Genomic DNA, 19162 nt, shown 5'->3' with positions numbered 1-19162 from the left:
CCGAAGAGGTTTTTTCTGGATTGCATAAGTTACTCGATAAAATTCCTTATAAAGATTAAAAAGTCCCAATTCTTTATTATGTCCATCTGTAAAAATATGATAATAATGGAATGTTCAAGGAAATCGAAAGGGGTCACACTACTAATGCGAACATGGCCAATTTATGTCCTTATTTTTACTCTGGTATTTACAGGAGGATGTAGTATGAAAAAAGAAGCAGATTCTAAGGAATTACCAATTACAGCTGCGTTTCAGGATGAGTTTACTCGTAGTTTGTTAGATTCTCCGGAGGAAGTCAAAGAAGGACACTACTTATTTAAGTCAAAAACAGGTGGATATTCTATGCTTTGGCCTAAAAATGCAGTAACAGACGGACCTCCTTTTTATCAAAGAAATAAAGATGGTTATGAAAAAATTTTATTTGATGAACTAAATGAAATAGAAAATTATCATTATTCTTTTAGTACGACATATACAACTTATGGTGATAGTGTAATTGATTCTAGCTTAAGTCTTTTAAGCTCTTCAATAGGATACAATGGCGAGTTTCAAAAAATTGAAACAAGTAAAACTCGAATTTATTATGCTAAATCCCAGAAAAAACTCGAAGCTGAAGGAAGGAGTACAACTTCCTATCGTTTTTTCAGTTATATTGTCTCTAAAGAAAGTCAAAAGGGATTAGAATATGTTTATATCGCTAAATGCTTAGATGAGTCGAACGGAAATTGTAACATAAATGTTAGCGAACAAGAAGAAAAGGCATTAAATTATATGAAAAATGTTACTTTTGATGTTGAGGAAAGTAGGTGAAAAAATGAATAATGAAGAATTGTTTAACACTAATATTCTTAGACCTAGAATTATGAATTTAGAATATGAAAATCTAAACGAAATCGAACTAGAAAGTGAAATAAAGCGTATTATTTTGAAGAAACTGAGTAGAGCTAGCAACAAATGTTTCCATTTATCGTCCTAAAAAACATAGGAAAATTAATATAGATAGTGGCTTTGATGGAACGATTATGCTCTTTAAAAGTGAAGATCTAATGATTCTTGGAAAATATAATCATAATGGAGTGTTTCAAGGAAATCGAAAAGGAGTCACACTAATGCGATCATGGCTAATTTATGCCCTTATTTTTACTCTGGTATTTACCGGAGGATGTAGTATGAAAAAAGAACCGGATTCTAAGGTACCAAATACAGAGGCGTTTCAAGATACCTCAACAAGAGAATTATTAGAATCATCAAATGAAGTTAAGGCCGGATATTATTTATTTAAGTCAAATACTAAAGAATACAACATGTTTTGGCCTGAAAATGCAACCAAACAATATTATGACAACAATGGCCAAAACTATGAACGTTTTATTTTCGAAGAAAGTGATGAAGAAAAAAATTATAGTAATGAAATAACAACTACCTTTGAAAATAGAGGCGAAACGGACTTGTTATTAAATGCAAGTCTAAAAGTATTGTCTAATTATATAGGTTATGATGGCGAATATAGAGAAATAAAGAATAATGATAAAATAATATACTATGCGAAAACTGAGGATCTTGTTCAAACAGATAATAATAAAGTGACATTTAATCTCTTTTTTAGTTATATAAAAGATAGATCAAGTGGTAAAGGGCTTGAATACATATATTCAGTCAGATGTTTAGATGCCAAACATAAAGATTGTAAAATAAACCTAGAAAATGAAGAAAAACGAGCACTGATGTTAATGAAAAATGTAGAATTTATAGATTAAAATATTCTTAAACAAGGGTTAATATGTACAATGAGAAATAATAAATATTCACCACAATTTACCTAAATTAAATAAATATGGTATTGAAGTTATATGTAAAAATATGGTAATAATGAAGTGTTCAAGGAAATTGAAAGGGGTCACACTAATGCGATCATGGCTAATTTATGCCCTTATTTTTACTGTGGTATTTACAGGAGGATGTAGTATGAAAAAAGAAGCAGATTCTAAGGAATTACCAAATACAGCGGCTTTTCGGGATGAGTTTACTCGTAGTTTGTTAGATTCTCCGGAGGAAGTTGAAGATGGTCACTATTTATTCGAGTCAAAAACAGGTGGATATTCGATGCTTTGGCCTGAAAATGCAGTAACAGATGGTCCACCATACTATCAAAGAACAAAAGATAGTTTTGAAAAAATTATTTTTTATGATAGAAATGAAAAAGAAAATTATGATTACTCATTTAGCACGACTTATTCGACATACGGTGAGAGTGCAATTGATTCTAGTCTAGGCATTTTAAGTGATTCAGTTCGATACGATGGTGAATATGAAAAAATAGAAACAAATAAAACTCGTATTTACTTTGCGAAATCTGAAAAGGTTTTTGAAGACTCGATAGCATATTTTTTCTTTGGATACATTACTTCTAAAGGTAATCAGAAAGTATTAGAATATATATTTTCAGCTGAATGTTTAGATAATACCAAGTCTAACTGTAATATTGATATTAAAAAAGAAGAAAAGAAGGCTTTACATTATATGAAGTCAGTAGAATTTAGTACAGATGAATAGAAGTATTAAAATGTGTAATGAAGTACTGCTAATACTTTATTTCTGGAGCAAAGATTATGAAGATTGATTTCAAAATGATTATGGAAGCCCAAAATGTTACTATTTTATATGTACTTATGAAGAATAATGTACATAGATAATAATACGCTCACCTTATTCCTCACTAGTAAAAATGATTCACCCATAATACATCATACCTACATCTCAAATAGTAAATAACTCCTCAATTTTAAAAAATCCCAATTCTTTATTGTGTCCATCTGGAAAAATATGATAATGATGGAGTGTTCAAAAATCGAAAGGGGTCACACTAATGCGATCATGGCTAATTTATGCCCTTATTTTTACTCTGGTATTTACAGGAGGATGTAGTATGAAAAAAGAAGCGGATTCTGAGGAATTACCAAATACAGCGGCGTTTCAGGATGAGTTTACTAGGGAATTTATGGATTCAACGAAAGAAGTAGAAGATGGATATTATTTGTTTAGATCTAAAACAGACGGATATACGATGCTCTATCCTTCAAATGCAAAAATATCAGAAATTCCTTATGAAAAGAATGGGAAGCAGTTTGAGAGTGTAATATTCGAAGAAAATAATAGGAAGAACAATTATAATTATGTTTTCAGAACAACTTATGAAACATATGGTGATGCCTTACTTGAAACCAGCTTGAAAATTTTATCTATGTCAGTAGGATATAGTGGTGATTTTAATGAACTAGAGTTTGGTGATAGTAAAATTTATTATGCTAAAACTGAACAACCTATAGAAACTGAAAATAGGAGAGCGACAGCTTATAAATTTTTCAGTTATATTGTATCAACAAATTCTAAAAAAAGTATAGAGTACATATATACAGCGATGTGTTTCGATGAATCAAATATTGAATGTAATATTGATCCGAAAAAAGAAGAAGACAAAGCATTAAAATTAATGAAATCTATAGAATTTAAAAAGTAGTGAGGTAAACTACATGAATAATAGAACTTGTTGTAGAAAACTTCGATAAACGATGCTTTTCAACAGCTTATCAACTTTCTAATATAGATGAACAGTTTTATAATGAACTTAAAATAAACTTTGACTTTAAAAACTACGAAGACATCTACACCATCCCACCCAACGAACTAAAAACCTTCACCGAAGAATACTACAAAAATAAAATCGACGAAACAACAATTCATCATCTTACAGCCGAAGAGGATATTCTAAACGGAGCGAGTAGTGTAAGGGTATTTCTTGAAATAGGTTGCCGAGATGGCTTTCTTGATACAGATCCAATATTTTCTGGCATTCGTGAGTAAGTCGATAAAATACGTGAAAGGTATTAGGTATTCCTAACGATTCAAATCTTTCTTTCAAACTATTACTACATATATTACTACATATATAACTCATTACAATCCCCTTATTCCTCACTAGTAAAAATGATCCAACTATAATACATCATACCTACATCTCAAATAGTAAATAACTCCTCAATTTTAAAAAATTCCAATTCTTTATTGTATCCATATGGAAAAATATGATAATAATGGAGTGTTCAAGGAAATCGAAAGGGGTCACACTAATGCGATCATGGCTAATTTATGCCCTTATTTTTACTGTGGTATTTACAGGAGGATGTAGTATGAAAAAAGAAGCAGATTCTAAGGAATTACCAAATACAGCAGCATTTCAGGATGAGTTTACTCGTAGTTTGTTAGATTCACCGGAGGAAGTTGAAGATGGACACTATTTATTCGAGTCAAAAACAGGTGGATACTCGATGCTTTGGCCTGAAAATGCAATAAATGAAGGACCACCATTTTATCAGCGAACAAAAAATAGCTTTGAAAAAATTATTTTTAACGATAGAAATGAAAAAGAAAATTATAGATACTCTTTTAGCACAACTTATTCAACATATGGTGAGAGTGCAATTGATTCCAGTCTTAACCTATTAAGTAGTGGAGTAAGTTACTTTGGAGAATACAAAAAAATAGAAACAGACAAAACTATAATTTACTTTGCAAAATCTGAAAAATCTTATGAAGGTGCAAAAGGTTACTTTTTCTTTAGCTACATTACTTCAAAAGAAAGTCAGAAAGGATTAGAATATATATACTCAGCTGAATGTATAGATTACTCCAACTCTAATTGTGATATTGATATTAAAAAAGAAGAACAGAAGGCTTTACATTATATGAAATCAGTAAAATTCTATAAAGATGAATAGAGGTATTAAAATGAGTAATGAGGAACTTCTTAATTCTGATATTCTTAGAGCAAGGATTATGGATCTAGAGTATGAAAATCTTTCAGAAAAGGAAATTAAAAGTGAAATAAAGCGTATTTATTTTGAGGAAACTGGAAAGATGTTAACTGCAGATGTGAATATATATCGTTCTGACGATATTCTCAAAGAACATAGGAAAACAAATATAGATAGTGGCTTTGATGGAACTATCATTCACTTTCAAAGTGAAGAACTGAAAATCAATCAAGCGATTACAATAACTAGAGGAAGCGAACTAGGAGAAAAGAACACTTGGAAGCCTATTGATTGGACTTATAATTTGATTGGAATTTTTGTTGGAGGAACTGATAATCAATATCAAGATGCAAGAAGATTTGATGATAAAGTAAAAAATATAATTCAAAATCAAAGAAATACATTACCTACTTTAGAAAAATATGGTTTTGGCCATTCTCTTGGAGGAAACAACATTTCAATTTTACAGTTGATACCAGATGATAAAGGAGAGTTAAGATTTAAAAACGTATATGCTATAAATGATGCAGCGCCTACAGCATATCAACTTGCAGTAATAGACTCTGATTTCAGATGGTTAATAAATAGGGAATATCAATTAAAGAATGAACAAGACATCTACACCATCCCACCCGATGAACTAAAAGCCTTCACCGAAGAATACTACAAAAATAAAATCGACGAAACAACCATTCATCATCTTACAGCTGAAGAGGATATGCTTTACGGAGCGAGTAGTGTTAGGGGATTTCTTGAAATAGGAGGCCGTGATGGCTTTCTTGATACAGATCCTATATTTTCTGGCATTCGTGAGTTAGTCGATAAAATTCCTGATAAAGATTTGCGAACGATTCAAATGTTTCTTTCAAACTATTCAACGACATATAATAATGATGGGTTTGATGGGTTTATAAAAGAGCTTACTGGCTTTAATCCTGCTGTTGTTGATTCTGTTCTTAATGCTCGAAGTGATTTTTCTGAAACGGTTGAGAAGGTTCAGAAGTCAATGAATGATTTAGGGAAACCATTTACTGATATTACCGAGGCAGATAATTTTTGGTCAGTTGTAAAGGAATCGGTCACACTTCCCTTTGATGTAGTTGGTGCGAATATTAATTTTCAAAATGAGCTGCTCAGTGGACTTTTTCAAACAATTGGTAACATAACAGAGCTTATTGTTAAAGCTGTTCCGATGATCATTGAAATGACTAAGAAATTGCCTGAGGTAATTAGAAGTGTGAAAGTTTTATATGAAAATCTTGACCCAATTCTCCAGGCTTTTGTTGATGTTGGTTTTATTAGTCAGATAGAAAAGGATGAAATCGTCTCATATATAAAAGAAATTGAAACTAGTTTAGTCGCCATTCAAACGACAATTGATGAATCATTAGATCCTTCGCTTCTTTTAGCGTTGAACTCCAAAGATCCAAAAAGTCAAATAGAAGAGATCATAGAGATTGTTACTGCTTTTCAAAAAATCCAATCAGAAATAAGTGATATTCAAGAAGCATTTGAAGGATTAAAAAATGTCGATACAAGTTTTATGGAACATTTCAGTGTGAGTGCTCATGCACATGGACTTGATGCTGTTATTAATGCACTAGCTGTGAATAAAAATATTAGCTACAAAAATAATGATATGTACATGTCGCCAAGCGGCAGCGGTGAGATAAAAGTCAATATTTCCTCATCTGTTCGTATTTATCAAAAAGGCCTCGCCATCACTGAGGAAAAAGAAAGCAATGTAAAAAAATTAAAAGCATTATTTGATATTGAGTATTTGGAGGATTATCAAAATCGACAACGAGAGATTGTGACAAAGATCCATACGATGGAATCGAATCCAAGTCAGTATTCCTACCTATTATATAGGACCTTATGGAACCCTGCTGGCGGCTATTATACTCTAACAACAATTAATGTAAATGAACAGCTTTTTCCTTTCCCATCAAAAATAAATGAATCGTTCTCACATATGATTGAAACAATCGAAGGAGAAATCGAAAAAGAAAAGGTACTTGTGAAGAAAATAAGAGATTCCATCGAAGAATTGTTTTCAGAAGAAGAAAAAATAGCAAAAATGTTTGATTATCAATATGGAGGTTAACGCAATATGGGTTCTTTTACAATAAGCCATCATTTTGCAGATTCAAAGGAACTAAGTTATAAAGCCACTATTCTCAAAAATACAATTAGTGAAATACGAGGTTTAAGCACAGATTTTACCACATTCATGAAAAACGAAATGGAAACACAAAATGGAGACCTAGTAGATGCCATCAATAAAGAAATGATGGATCAACACAAAAATCATACTCTTATTCTAGAATACTTAGAAGACACAATCACAAGCATGACAAACAACTATACTGACATTGTAAATGATATGAGAACACAGGATGTTACACTTTACTATACATACCATGCTTATAAAACAGAAGCATGATGACACGTTAGGACTTACATTATTGTAGGGCCTTTTTATTTTGGGAAGGGGTATTATATTATACCTGCACCTTTTTTATGAATAGTCTGTCTGGTCATGACGGTTCCGTTTATATCTGATGAATGACTAACACTAGTCAAAGTGTATTGTTTATCGTTATATCGTTTATTAGTAGTTAGGTGAAAAAAGCATACACATTCATTACTTTTGTATGCTTTGCATAAGTAGACAGTATAAATCCATTCGCATCATCCATAAATAGGGAAAAACCGATGCTTAATCCGTCAAAATCCCAATAATTATCCATTTGTGTATCATATTATTGGGAAAATGGAAAAAAAGCATACGAAAATAAGAAATATGTATGCTTTTGCATAAGTAGACAGTATAAATCCATTCGCATCATCCATAAATAGGGAAAAACCGATGCTTAATCCGTCAAAATCCCAATAATTATCCATTTGTGCATCATATTATTGGGAAAATGGAAAAAAGCATACGAAAATAAAAAATACGTATGCTTTTGCACAAGTAGACAGTATAAATCCATTCACATCATCCATAAATAGGAAAAACCGATGCTTAATTCGTCAAAATCTCAATAATTATCCATTTGTGTATCATATTATTGGGAAAATGGAAAAAAAGCATACGAAAATAAGAAATACGTATGCTTTTGCACAAGTAGACAGTATAAATCCATTCGCATCATCCATAAATAGGGAAAAACCGATGCTTAATTCGTCAAAACCCCAATAATTATCCATTTGTGTATCATATTATTTGGAAAAAGGAAATATAGCATACGAAAATAAGAAATACGTATGCTTTTGCACATATAGACAGTATAAATCCATTCACATCATCAAAGGCACAACCAGCTTCTTTCTTCATCTCTATCCGCATCATCATAACCATCTTTCAATTTATGACTCTTCTAATAAGGAGCGTCTATATTGGTGCGGAGTTGTTCCTACCATTTTTTTAAACACTTGAATAAAATAGGAGACACTTCCAAAGCCTACGTTTTCACCAATGAATTCGATCGGTTTATTTGTCATCTTCAGTAATTGACAAGCTTGCTTGATTCTCCGAATAGTCAGATACTCTGTTAAGCTACTACCCGTTTCACGTTTAAAAATTCTGGAAACATATGACTTTGATAAATGAAGCTCATCTGATAGTCGCTCTAAGTCAAAGGGTTCCATATAATGGTCTTCTATCCATTGCATGATTCTTTCCGAATAGTAAAGTGGACGAAACGTTTTAGTTGAGGAAAGCTCAATCCTAGGTTCGGGAATGTTTGATCGAATACAAGAAAGCAATTGCAGCAGAAAGAGCTGACTATCTTCCTCCCAGTTGCTTTTTTGCAAAGATTTATGAAAGATCTCGCAAGTCTCATATATATATTCATAATCATTTTCTAGATCAAATGCATGAAGGGCATTTACACCATTCTGTAATTGCTTAAAAAAAGCATTAAGACCTGGAAATAAAGACAAACTGTCAAGAGTTAGTGGATCAAAGTGCATAATACTACGCTCATATGGAGTTTGAGGGGACACTTCAACATGTACCTTATGTAATTGAAAGGGTTGGAAAAAGAAAAGCATGCCTTTTTTCAGTTCATACGTCTGCTGGTTAACAATAACACGCCCTTTTCCGCGGTATACAAATAATAATTCACAGCCTTGATGCCAGTGATAGAAGCCTTGAAAATTCTTTTCCGAAACCCTACGGTAAATCCAATGAAATGGCTTTAAGTCAATTTGCTCAAATAAATGATTCATAAACTCCCTCCGTATAATATTCCATCATGAAAAAATTATATCGTGAAAAACTTATTGATTATTCATTAAAAGACTCCAGAACAATAGAATGATATTTTTGATTATTATACAACAACTTTTCGGAGAGTTGGCAGGTTATAATTGATTCACAACAATCATGAGAAAAATACACTAAATTTTTTTTAGAAGAGTATTCAATTTGACACAAATTTTTAAAATAATAGAAAGAAGGCGTAAAAATGAGCGTGGTTATTAATAAGGATCGAACATACTGGCTTCAATCTATGTTAAAAATAGCAAGCCCAGTTCTTCAACATTTAAAGGATGGAACATTAAAAAAAGAAATGCCGGTTGAAATGAAGGAAAACACCAAACGTGAGCAATTTTCTCATTTAGAAGTATTGTCACGTTTGCTGGTAGGTATGGCTCCTTGGCTTGAAAAGAAATGTGAAAATAATGAAGAAGAAAACCTTCGCACTCCATACTGTGAGCTAGCCAGAGTGGCCATCGATTCTGGAACAAATCCTGATTCACCCGATTATATGAATTTTTCAAATGATTTTCAGCCAATCGTTGATACCGCCTTTCTTGCTCATACCTTTCTTAGAGCTCCAAACGAATTATGGGAGAAACTCGAGCCGAGAGTAAAAAACAATGTGATTCTAGCGATGAAAGCTACACGTTCAAGAAAGCCTGTTTATTCTAACTGGTTATTATTTTCAGCCATTATTGAGGCATTTTTATACAAAGCAGGAGAAGAAGACTGGGATCCGATGAGAATAGACTATGCGATCAGACAATTTGATCAATGGTATCTCGGAGATGGGGTCTACAGTGATGGTCCTGAGTTTCATTATGATTATTATAATAGCTTTGTTATTCATCCCATGCTTGTTGATTTAGTTGAAACGATTGGTCATCAATACAATGAATGGGAAGAAAAGAAAGAAACGATTATTAAAAGATCTAAAAGATATGCGGTCATCCAAGAGCGAAAGATTTCACCAGAAGGGACATTTCCACCTGTAGGTAGATCTATTGCTTACCGTTTTGGTGTCTTCCAAACACTAGCGCATCATACACTCCGCAAAGATTTACCAACTGAACTAGCTCCTGCACAAGTTAGGAGTGCTCTAACGCAAGTGATAAAACGAATGCTTGAGGCTCCTGGTACATTTACTGATTCAGGATGGCTTACAATCGGATTCTGTGGTCATCAACCTAATATTGGAGAAGGGTATATTTCTACAGGCAGCGTCTATTTATGTGCAGCAGCATTTCTCCCTCTAGGTTTAGAAGAATCTGATCCATTTTGGAGTCATCCGCCGATGGAATGGACATCACAGAGAGCTTGGTCTGGCAAGGAATTTCCGATTGACCAATGCTTAACATGAAACTGGCTTTCGCCATACATTTATGACCAATGAAAAGAGAATGAGGTAGTAAAAAATCAGGGGAAACTTCAACATGTTTTCCCTTTTTTTAGCCTAATTGAACGTCCTTCATTACACTTTCCTCAGCATTTATTTTTGAGTATAACTCTAAATCTGCTTCCAACACAATGACTAAACCCCTTCTGTTTTTTATTGAGATGGGACAAGGAACCTGACCCTTTGTCCCAGTTGAATCCAACTTCTGACAATTATATAATAAAAGGGTATACAAAGGGGGATGTATATGAGTTCGGAGATTCGGCAAATGTGGGAGAGGTATATCTTTGAAAATAAACTAGATTCCTCAAAAATGGATAAGATGATCATTGATTCTTGGAAGCTTAGTAAGAAGTTTAAAGTAAACCCGAATGAGGGAATTGGCAACAAAATTCTTACAACAAGCGATTTTCAAAAAAGATTAAAAGAAAACGAGACTCTTATTTCATTGGCAAAAAGAAGTTTAGACCGATTTGGCATGTTATTTAAAAATATGGATTTTATTTTAGTCCTAACAGATGCAGATGGGTATATTTTATGGCAAGCAGGACCTGAGAGCTTACAAGGTATTGCGAGAGAGATGGGTTTTTTGCAAGGATCTCAATGGACCGAATCGGTGGTTGGAACCAATGCCATTGGTATTGCCTTACGAACAAAAGAAGCAAACATCATTCATGGATACGAGCATTTTGCTAAAGCCTCTCAGCAATGGAGTTGTGTGTCATCACCTATTCTTGGAGAAAACAGCCAAGTGAAAGGGGTCGTAGACTTATCCATGCCTTCTCATTACCCAAAGAAAATTGATTTTTTAGTAAGAGTCCAACTAATTGCCGATTATATTTCAGAAGCTCTGCAAAAAAAAGCATATGAAGACCAGAAGTATATGTTGCAATTTTATTCAACAAAAAAACAAGTGGGTATTCTGTGCGACTCCAGCATGACAATTCTACATATATCCCCAGATTTAATTGAAAACCCTGAAAATATGATAGGAAAAAAGCTTACACATCTATCAAAAAGTGAATGGTTGCTTGTAAAAGAGGAGCCCATTTGGAAAGAACAGGAATGTGTAGGCTATTTTGTTTCTGTTTTAAAACATGAAACTAAAAATAAAACGTTTCACTTTCCCTATATCGCTGGCCGAAGTCAAACGTATCGTGACTTAATTGAGGAAGTAAAAATTGTTGCCCCTACGTCAGCTCCTATTCATTTATTCGGTGAAACAGGAACAGGGAAGGAAGTTTTAGCAAAAACCATCCATGTGAATAGTCCTTTTTCAAATGGTAGACTCGTTTGTGTCAATTGTGGGGCCCTACCAGAAAATTTAATGGAAAGTGAATTATTTGGCTATGAAAAGGGTGCATTTACAGGCGCACATGCTAATGGCTATCAAGGGAAAATTGAGCAAGCTCATAATGGGACCTTATTTCTTGACGAAATAGAGGATATGCCCGCATCCATGCAATCTGATTTGTTGCGGGTTCTTCAAGAAAAAAAGATAACTAGAATTGGTGGCAGCAAAGAAATTCCACTACATTTTCGGCTCATCACAGCAAGCAATCAAAACTTAAAAAAGCTCGTAATGGAAGGTCAATTTCGGGAGGATTTATTTTATCGAATATATGTTTGTCCACTTCACATTCCTCCTTTAAGAGAACGTAAGGAAGATATATGTGAGTTCATCAAGGCATTTGAAGAAAGTAACTCTTGGTTTCCACACTGGGAAAACACCTTAATAGAAGTAGCTGAACAAAATCAATGGAATGGCAATATACGAGAGCTGAATAATTTTTTGGAAAGATGTTATGTGTACTATAGAGAAAGAATCCCCTCTAAGGAACAGTTGGTCGAATTGATTCACAAAGGTGGTTTGAACACACAAGCTGAAACAGAGGGCGACACGACAAACTTTAAAGATCAAATTGAAAAAGAACAGATAAAGAATGCACTGCTTCAACACAATGGGAATATTCCTTTAACTGCTGAACAACTATCCATGTCTAAAAGTACACTTTATCGGAAAATGAAAAAATATCATTTGAACTAATATGAAACAAAATGCGACGATTTGAAACGATTGTCGCATTTTTATTTTTTTTATGCTCTATAGCCCCACTATTATTGAGGTTTTTTGTTGGCACGGTAATTGCTTATATAAATATAAGATCATCAATACAACAATTATTGATGTCTTTATTGCAAAACACTCATAAATGCCACATTTTTTCACGATAGGAGGGAAGTAATCTTGCAGCACTTTGATTTAATTGTGATTGGAGCAGGTCCAGGAGGCTATGTGGCAGCAATTAGAGCTGCACAGAAAGGAAAAAAAGTTGCCATCATTGAAAAATCATCACTAGGTGGAACATGTTTAAATGTTGGGTGTATTCCATCAAAGACATTTTTACAGCACAGCGAATGGATTGAAAACATTAAAAAAGCAAATTTTCACGGGATATCTGCTGAAGTACAGGAGATTCATTACGAAAAGCTTGTGGAACGTAAAAATAAGGTTGTTAGTACGTTGGCACATGGAATTGAACATTTGCTACAAAAAAACAACATCACGTTAATAAAAGGTGAAGCAACCATTTTAAAAAGCATGATTGTGTTGGTAAATAATGAAGAGTTCAAGGGCAAAGATGTAATTCTAGCAACGGGAAGTAGACCGTTTGTTCCACCTATTAAGGGACTAGACAACGTGGCTTACTATACAACAGATACGTTTTTTGATATGAAGGAACAGCCTAAAGAACTGATCATTATCGGTGGTGGAGTTATTGGAATAGAGCTTGCCTTTGCGATGGCTCCACTTGGAACAAAGGTAACAGTTATTGAAGCAGCAGATGATATTCTTTTAACCGAAGATGATGAAGCTCGCACGATCATCAAAAAGAAAATGGATCAACTTGAGATTACTTACTATACAAAAGCACAAATAGTTGAGGTCACACGAAACGAAGTACTTTTAGATCAACTAAAGGTCCCATATACACACCTACTTGTTACAACAGGTAGAAAAGCAAATATCGATATTGCGAATGCTTTGCACTTAGAATTAGATGAAAGTCAAAGATTCATAAAGGTAAATCGTAACTATTTAACTAGTAAAAATCATGTGTATGCCATTGGTGATGTAATAGGAGGCTACCAGCTTGCACATGCAGCAAGTCAAGAAGGATTAGTAGCTGTCGCAGCCATTCTTAATGAAAGTCATTCTGCATTAAATCAAGAGGAAATTCCCAGAGCTGTTTACACCCATCCTGGAATTGCCTCTTTTGGCCTTAATGAGGAGCAAGCAAAGGATAAAGGATACAATGTGTTAACAAAGAAAATGACGTTTAAAACAAATGGTAGAGCCATTGCAATGGATGAAACTGTAGGATTTGTCAAACTAGTTACTGAGAAAAGCAATCATGAAATACTTGGAGCAGTTGTCGTTGGAGCAAATGCAACTGAGTTACTCAATCAAATACTGGCTGTAAAGCATTCAGAGGGTAGGATCGAAGAGTTATGCAGCCTTATATATGGACATCCAAACTTATCAGAAACAATTGGTGAAACAGCTGAAAGTATGTTGTTTAAAGCGATACATGAATAATGAAGAGGAGGAACAAGCATGAAAAAGAAAGATGCATTATGGATTTATCAAAAAATGAACGAAATTCGTCAATTTGAAGACAAAGTACATGATATTTTTGCAAAGGGTGAAATACCTGGGTTTGTGCACTTATATGCAGGCGAAGAAGCTGTTGCTACTGGCTTTTGTGCGCATTTAAGTGATAGCGATTACATTACAAGCACCCATCGTGGACATGGACATTGTATTGCCAAGGAATGTGATTTAGATGGAATGATGGCTGAAATATATGGCAAAGAAACAGGACTTTGCAAAGGAAAAGGCGGTTCCATGCACATTGCGGATATTGACAAAGGCATGCTCGGAGCAAATGGAATGGTTGGCGGAGGCATTCCACTAGCTGTCGGAGCAGGACTTAGAAATAAATATTTAAAAACAGATTCTGTTGTTGTTTGTTTCTTTGGTGATGGTGCTGCAAATGAGGGGACATTTCATGAGGGACTTAATTTAGCGGCCATTTGGAAACTACCTGTTATTTTTGTTTGTGAAAACAATATGTTCGCAGAGGCAACCCCACAAACCTATGCTTCAGGTTCTAAAACAATTGCAGAACGAAGCGCTGCTTATAACATACCTGGTGTAAGAATTGATGGAAAAGATGTGGTTGAAGTGTATAAAGAAGCAGAAAAAGCCATCAAGCGAGCTAGAAATGGAGAAGGCCCTTCATTAATTGAATGTGTCACCTATCGTAACTATGGTCATTTTGAAGGTGATGCACAAACATACAAAGCAAAAGACGGAGCAGAAAAAGAGCTTGCCGAAAAGGATTGTATTTCCCTTTTCCGTCAATATGCGATCGATCATCACCTTATTTCTGAAATCGAAGCAGATGAAATTGAAAAAATTTCAGAAGAAAAAATCATAAAAGCAATTAAATTTGCTGAGGAAAGTCCGGAACCAAGACCAGAAGCTTTATACGAAGATGTATTTTCTTAAAATGATGAAAAGGAGTGATGTGAAATGGAAAGAAAAATAACGATGATGCAAGCAATTAACGAGGCATTGGATATCGCAATGGCCCAAGACGAGCGAGTGATCCTACTGGGTGAAGATATCGCAGGTGGTACCACTGTTGAGCACTTAAACGAAACAGGAGCATGGGGTGGTGTTTTTGGTTTAACAAGAGGATTAGTGGAAAAATACGGAATAGAACGCGTCATTGACACACCGATTTCTGAGATGGGTTATATGGGCGCAGCTGTTGGGGCAGCAGCAACAGGGCTACGACCTATTCCTGAATTAATGTTTAATGATTTTCTTGGGTTCTGCTTTGATACGATCCTAGGACAAGGATCAAAAATGCGTTATATGTTTGGGGGGAAAGCAACAATTCCGATGACAGTCCGGACTAATCATGGAGCCGGTGCATCAGCTGCAGCACAGCATTCAGGGTCATATTACGGAATTCTTGGTTCTATACCAGGAATCAAAGTGGTTGTTCCGTCTAATCCATACGATGCAAAAGGATTGCTTCTTTCTTCTATTGAAGATGATAACATTGTTGTATTCTCAGAGGATAAAACCATTTACGGAATGAAGGGGGAAGTTCCGGAGGGTCATTATACTGTCGAAATTGGTAAAGCAAAAGTAAAAAGAGAAGGTACTGACTTAACAATTGTTTCAATCGGAAAAATGTTGTATGTAGCAGAAGAGGTCGCAAATCGTTTAGCAGAACAAGACGTCTCTGTCGAAGTGATTGATCTGTTAACAGTCGCTCCATGGGATCAGGAGACTGTCATAGATTCTGTTAAAAAAACAAACCGGTTAATTGTTATTGATGAATCGAATCCTCACAATAATACAGCTACAGACATTGCAAGCGTTGTTTCAGACAAGGCATTTGATTTTTTAGATGCGCCAGTTAAATGTATTTGTGCACCGAACACACCTGTTCCTTTTGCAAAGAACCTTGAAGAGCTTTATATTCCAAATGCAGATAAAGTCTTAAAAGTAGCAGAAGATATTATCTTTGATTTAAAAAAGAGAATCTTAGTATAAGGTGGTGAACAATCATGCCAACAGATGTTTTAATGCCCAAGTTAGGCTTAACCATGACGAGTGGTAATGTCGATGAATGGTTCAAACAAGAAGGTGAAGCTGTAAAAAAGGGAGAGCCGATTTGCTCCATTAGTTCGGAAAAATTAACGATGGATGTAGAAGCACCAGATGATGGGGTGTTAGTAAAAGTGATCGCACAGCAGGGAGCTGAAGTGCCAGTTAAAGAGGTAATTGGCATTGTGGCTCAACAAGGTGAAACCATCCATACTCAACCTGCCAACTCATCCCCTGATCGTACACTTGAAAAACGAGAAAAAGAACAGAAGAATGTAATATTGACCAAAGAACAAATAGAAACACAATCAGGACGTGTGTTTGCAAGTCCACTTGCTAGGAAATTAGCAAAAGACAAAAATATAAATCTCGCTTTAGTTCAAGGAACAGGTGGAAATAACCGAATTACAAAAAGAGATATTGAAGCGTATGAAATGACTTCTTCTAGGGAGATAGCTCCTACGACTGAAATCATTTCAACTCCAGTCAACACAATTGAGACAAACCTTGGGGCAGGACTTACAGGAATGCGAAAGGTGATTGCCAAACGAATGAGGAGTAGTTTAGCTCAATCCGCACAGTTAACGATACATCGAAAAGCTGATTTGACTGCATTCTCAAAATTTAAAAACAATATACAGAATCATCTGACCGAAACAGAAATCGCAGGTAGTCTTAGTCTTACTGTTTATGTCGCCAAAGCAACAATTCTTGCATTAAAGGAGTACCCTGAAATAAATAGTTGGTATGAACAGGATACAAATGGACTTAGAACCTTTGAAGAAGTTCATCTTGGTATGGCAACAGCTTTATCAGATGGACTTATGGTACCAGTCATAAAGAATGCTCATCAAATGAGCTTAAAAGAATTAAGTGCAAACATTTCAAGAACAACTCAATCTGCACGAGAAGGCAGCCTTTCAAACGAACAAATAACAGGTTCAACATTCACTATAACAAACCTAGGGCAAAGTGGTGTCGAATATTTCACTCCAATTCTAAATACACCTGAATCAGGTATTTTAGGGGTGGGAAGTCTTCAAGAAAAACTCACTCTTGATGATGAAGGTCAAGTAATGAAGAGCAAAGAACTGCCACTAAGCTTAACGTTTGATCATCAAATCATCGATGGAGCACCAGCTGCTGAGTTTTTGGGAAGAATTATTTATTATTTAGAAAATCCTTATTTACTTATCTTATAGAAATGTAAATATCGTTGCAAATTGTTTTACATGAAAAAGAAACTGTCGATTACAGTTTCTTTTTTCATGTAACTTTGTTTCGATATCATCCTTCTTGCATATTTACAATGCAAGGCTGAACCTTTTCTAGAGTCATTCTATTTCACCCAACTTCTTCATACCTTATTGATGGAGATTTAAACACACCAGAAAAAATGAATAGGTGGTGTTATAGGATGGGTAGGGTTAAAAGTGATTTACATTTGGTTAACCCTTGGAAAAATCAACAAACAAGCTTACTAAAAATGGTTTTATACGGTGTAGGATCAGGGGTTGTTGGAGCCATTTGCTGTGCTTTCGGTATGCTGGGAGGATTCGGATTCATTATTAGTGCTTTAGCAACACTTCCCATCATCTTAGCATCACTGGTGTCTATAGGTAGTGGAGCGATATCCTATTTCATTATTTTCCTTTTATTGTGCGTGATACAGCCAAGTGAGGCATATGTTTATCTAATGACACAAGGACTATTAGGCGTTGTAATGGGGATAGGTTTTAAGGTATGTAAAAAACAAATGACTATTGCTTTATCTTCAGGAATTGCACTTTTCTTGGGCATTATTTTTATTCTTACTGTTGCACAATTTCCTGTGTTAGGACCATCTGTAGGACCGAATATTGGGTGGAGTGTTATTTTATCTATTCTTCTTTTTTCCATTGTTTATAGTTGGATATGGGTTACGGGAGTTACACTGGCATTAAATTTATTTCAAAAAAGGGAACTACGTAAAAAAGTTTAAAGTAAATTTCACCTTAACTGTTTGGTGTTTCATTCACCAAGCAGTTTTTTATTTTTTTCTCCCTTTCCTTCAAGTAATAAAATACCCAATAAAAGCTAATGACTATATATACTTACATAAGTTTTAGGTCGTAGTGGGAGGAAAAGATGGAAAATACTAATTTAAAGAAAGCCGAGAAAGGTGTATGGATCAGCATAGCCGCTTATGTTTTTCTATCTACAGTTAAGCTAATTTCCGGTTATATGGGAAATTCAGATGCCTTAAAAGCTGATGGATTAAATAACTTAACGGACGTCATTGCATCTGTAACTGTTTTAGTCGGACTAAGGTTTGCCCAAAAGCCTGCTGATGAGAATCATAAATATGGTCATTCTAGAGCAGAAACAATTGCTTCGTTAATTGCTTCGATCATTATGTTTACAGTTGGTATACAAGTTATTGTCGATGCTTTTAATAATCTAAGATCTCCGGCAGAGACTACACCACAGCTGTTTACAGCGTTTGTTGCTTTATTTTGTGCGATTTTCATGTTTTTTGTTTATCGATATAATCGTAATTTATCCAAAAAACTTGAAAGTAAGGCACTTTATGCTGCTTCACAGGATAACCGTTCTGATGCCTTAGTGAGTATAGGTGCCGTAATCGGGATTGTTGGAGCTTATTTAGGTTGGGGCTTTTTAGATCCTATTGTTGCAGGGATTGTGGGGCTAATCATTATTCATACTGCATACGGAATATTTAAAGAAGCTGTTCATGATTTAACAGATGGCTATGATGCGGAGAAATTAAAAGAAATAGAAGAAACGATTAAAAATACACCAGGAGTTACGTTCGTAAAAGATATAAAGGCTCGCGTTTCTGGAAATCAAACCACAGTTGATGCGATCGTTTTTGTGAAATCCACTCTTTCAGTAGTGGAGGGACATGGCATTACAGATAAAATCGAGGAAAGACTTCGAGATATGTATAATATTGAAAGAGTTCATATCCATATAGAGCCACACTAAGAAAG

Annotated in this window: 17 protein-coding genes; 16 read left to right on the top strand and 1 reads right to left on the bottom strand. The window is 34.7% G+C overall.

Annotated elements, in window-relative coordinates:
* The first annotated feature begins 204 nt into the window (after positions 1-204).
* The 8 genes from D9842_RS06480 to D9842_RS06450 all read left to right on the top strand — a co-directional run bounded on the left by D9842_RS06480 (position 205) and on the right by D9842_RS06450 (position 7257).
* Entirely contained in the window at positions 205-810 is a 606-nt protein-coding gene (locus D9842_RS06480) for a hypothetical protein (protein WP_121661810.1), read from the top strand.
* 359 nt (positions 811-1169) lie between these two features.
* Positions 1170-1757, top strand: a complete 588-nt coding sequence (locus D9842_RS06475) for a hypothetical protein (protein ID WP_162987332.1) — start codon at positions 1170-1172, stop codon at positions 1755-1757.
* A 208-nt stretch (positions 1758-1965) separates the two neighbouring features.
* Positions 1966-2553 carry a hypothetical protein gene (locus D9842_RS06470; RefSeq protein WP_121661808.1) on the top strand — a complete coding sequence of 196 codons (588 nt, stop codon included), beginning with the start codon at positions 1966-1968 and terminating at the stop codon, positions 2551-2553.
* Between the two features lie 373 nt (positions 2554-2926).
* Complete coding sequence (locus D9842_RS06465; RefSeq protein ID WP_121661807.1) at positions 2927-3517, top strand: hypothetical protein; 591 nt, start codon at positions 2927-2929, stop codon at positions 3515-3517.
* Between the two features lie 17 nt (positions 3518-3534).
* A complete protein-coding gene (locus D9842_RS26615; RefSeq protein WP_373995121.1) occupies positions 3535-3861 on the top strand; it encodes a DUF6792 domain-containing protein in 327 nt (108 codons plus the stop codon).
* A 326-nt stretch (positions 3862-4187) separates the two neighbouring features.
* Complete coding sequence (locus D9842_RS06460) at positions 4188-4775, top strand: hypothetical protein (protein WP_121661806.1); 588 nt, start codon at positions 4188-4190, stop codon at positions 4773-4775.
* A 10-nt stretch (positions 4776-4785) separates the two neighbouring features.
* Positions 4786-6918 carry a DUF6792 domain-containing protein gene (locus D9842_RS06455; RefSeq protein ID WP_121661805.1) on the top strand — a complete coding sequence of 711 codons (2133 nt, stop codon included), beginning with the start codon at positions 4786-4788 and terminating at the stop codon, positions 6916-6918.
* A 6-nt stretch (positions 6919-6924) separates the two neighbouring features.
* Positions 6925-7257: a hypothetical protein gene (locus D9842_RS06450; protein WP_121661804.1), complete on the top strand. Its 333-nt coding sequence runs from the start codon at positions 6925-6927 to the stop codon at positions 7255-7257.
* Positions 7258-8183: 926 nt separating this feature from the next.
* Here D9842_RS06450 and D9842_RS06445 read toward each other — a convergent pair.
* Positions 8184-9047, bottom strand: coding sequence for an AraC family transcriptional regulator (locus D9842_RS06445; RefSeq protein WP_121661803.1), 864 nt, complete (start codon positions 9045-9047; stop codon positions 8184-8186).
* A 239-nt stretch (positions 9048-9286) separates the two neighbouring features.
* Here D9842_RS06445 and D9842_RS06440 point away from each other — a divergent pair, with 239 nt between their 5' ends.
* From D9842_RS06440 to D9842_RS06405, 8 genes are all read left to right on the top strand, one after another.
* Entirely contained in the window at positions 9287-10441 is a 1155-nt protein-coding gene (locus D9842_RS06440; protein WP_373995095.1) for a DUF2264 domain-containing protein, read from the top strand.
* A 283-nt stretch (positions 10442-10724) separates the two neighbouring features.
* On the top strand, positions 10725-12524 hold the full coding sequence (locus D9842_RS06435; RefSeq protein ID WP_162987331.1) for a sigma-54-dependent Fis family transcriptional regulator: 1800 nt from the start codon (positions 10725-10727) through the stop codon (positions 12522-12524).
* A gap of 198 nt (positions 12525-12722) precedes the next feature.
* Positions 12723-14078 carry a dihydrolipoyl dehydrogenase gene (gene lpdA, locus D9842_RS06430; protein WP_218975614.1) on the top strand — a complete coding sequence of 452 codons (1356 nt, stop codon included), beginning with the start codon at positions 12723-12725 and terminating at the stop codon, positions 14076-14078.
* An 18-nt stretch (positions 14079-14096) separates the two neighbouring features.
* Positions 14097-15053, top strand: a complete 957-nt coding sequence (locus D9842_RS06425; RefSeq protein ID WP_121661800.1) for a thiamine pyrophosphate-dependent dehydrogenase E1 component subunit alpha — start codon at positions 14097-14099, stop codon at positions 15051-15053.
* Positions 15054-15077: 24 nt separating this feature from the next.
* Complete coding sequence (locus tag D9842_RS06420) at positions 15078-16115, top strand: alpha-ketoacid dehydrogenase subunit beta (protein WP_121661799.1); 1038 nt, start codon at positions 15078-15080, stop codon at positions 16113-16115.
* A gap of 14 nt (positions 16116-16129) precedes the next feature.
* Complete coding sequence (locus tag D9842_RS06415; RefSeq protein WP_121661798.1) at positions 16130-17371, top strand: dihydrolipoamide acetyltransferase family protein; 1242 nt, start codon at positions 16130-16132, stop codon at positions 17369-17371.
* A 215-nt stretch (positions 17372-17586) separates the two neighbouring features.
* Entirely contained in the window at positions 17587-18150 is a 564-nt protein-coding gene (locus tag D9842_RS06410; RefSeq protein WP_121661797.1) for a hypothetical protein, read from the top strand.
* 146 nt (positions 18151-18296) lie between these two features.
* Positions 18297-19157 (top strand): cation diffusion facilitator family transporter, encoded by an 861-nt coding sequence (locus tag D9842_RS06405; protein WP_121661796.1) that lies wholly within the window; start codon positions 18297-18299, stop codon positions 19155-19157.
* Positions 19158-19162 lie beyond the last annotated feature (5 nt).

The sequence above is a fragment of the Metabacillus litoralis genome (assembly GCF_003667825.1).
GTDB lineage: Bacteria > Bacillota > Bacilli > Bacillales > Bacillaceae > Metabacillus > Metabacillus litoralis_B.
This window is presented reverse-complemented; position numbering and strand designations above follow the sequence as displayed.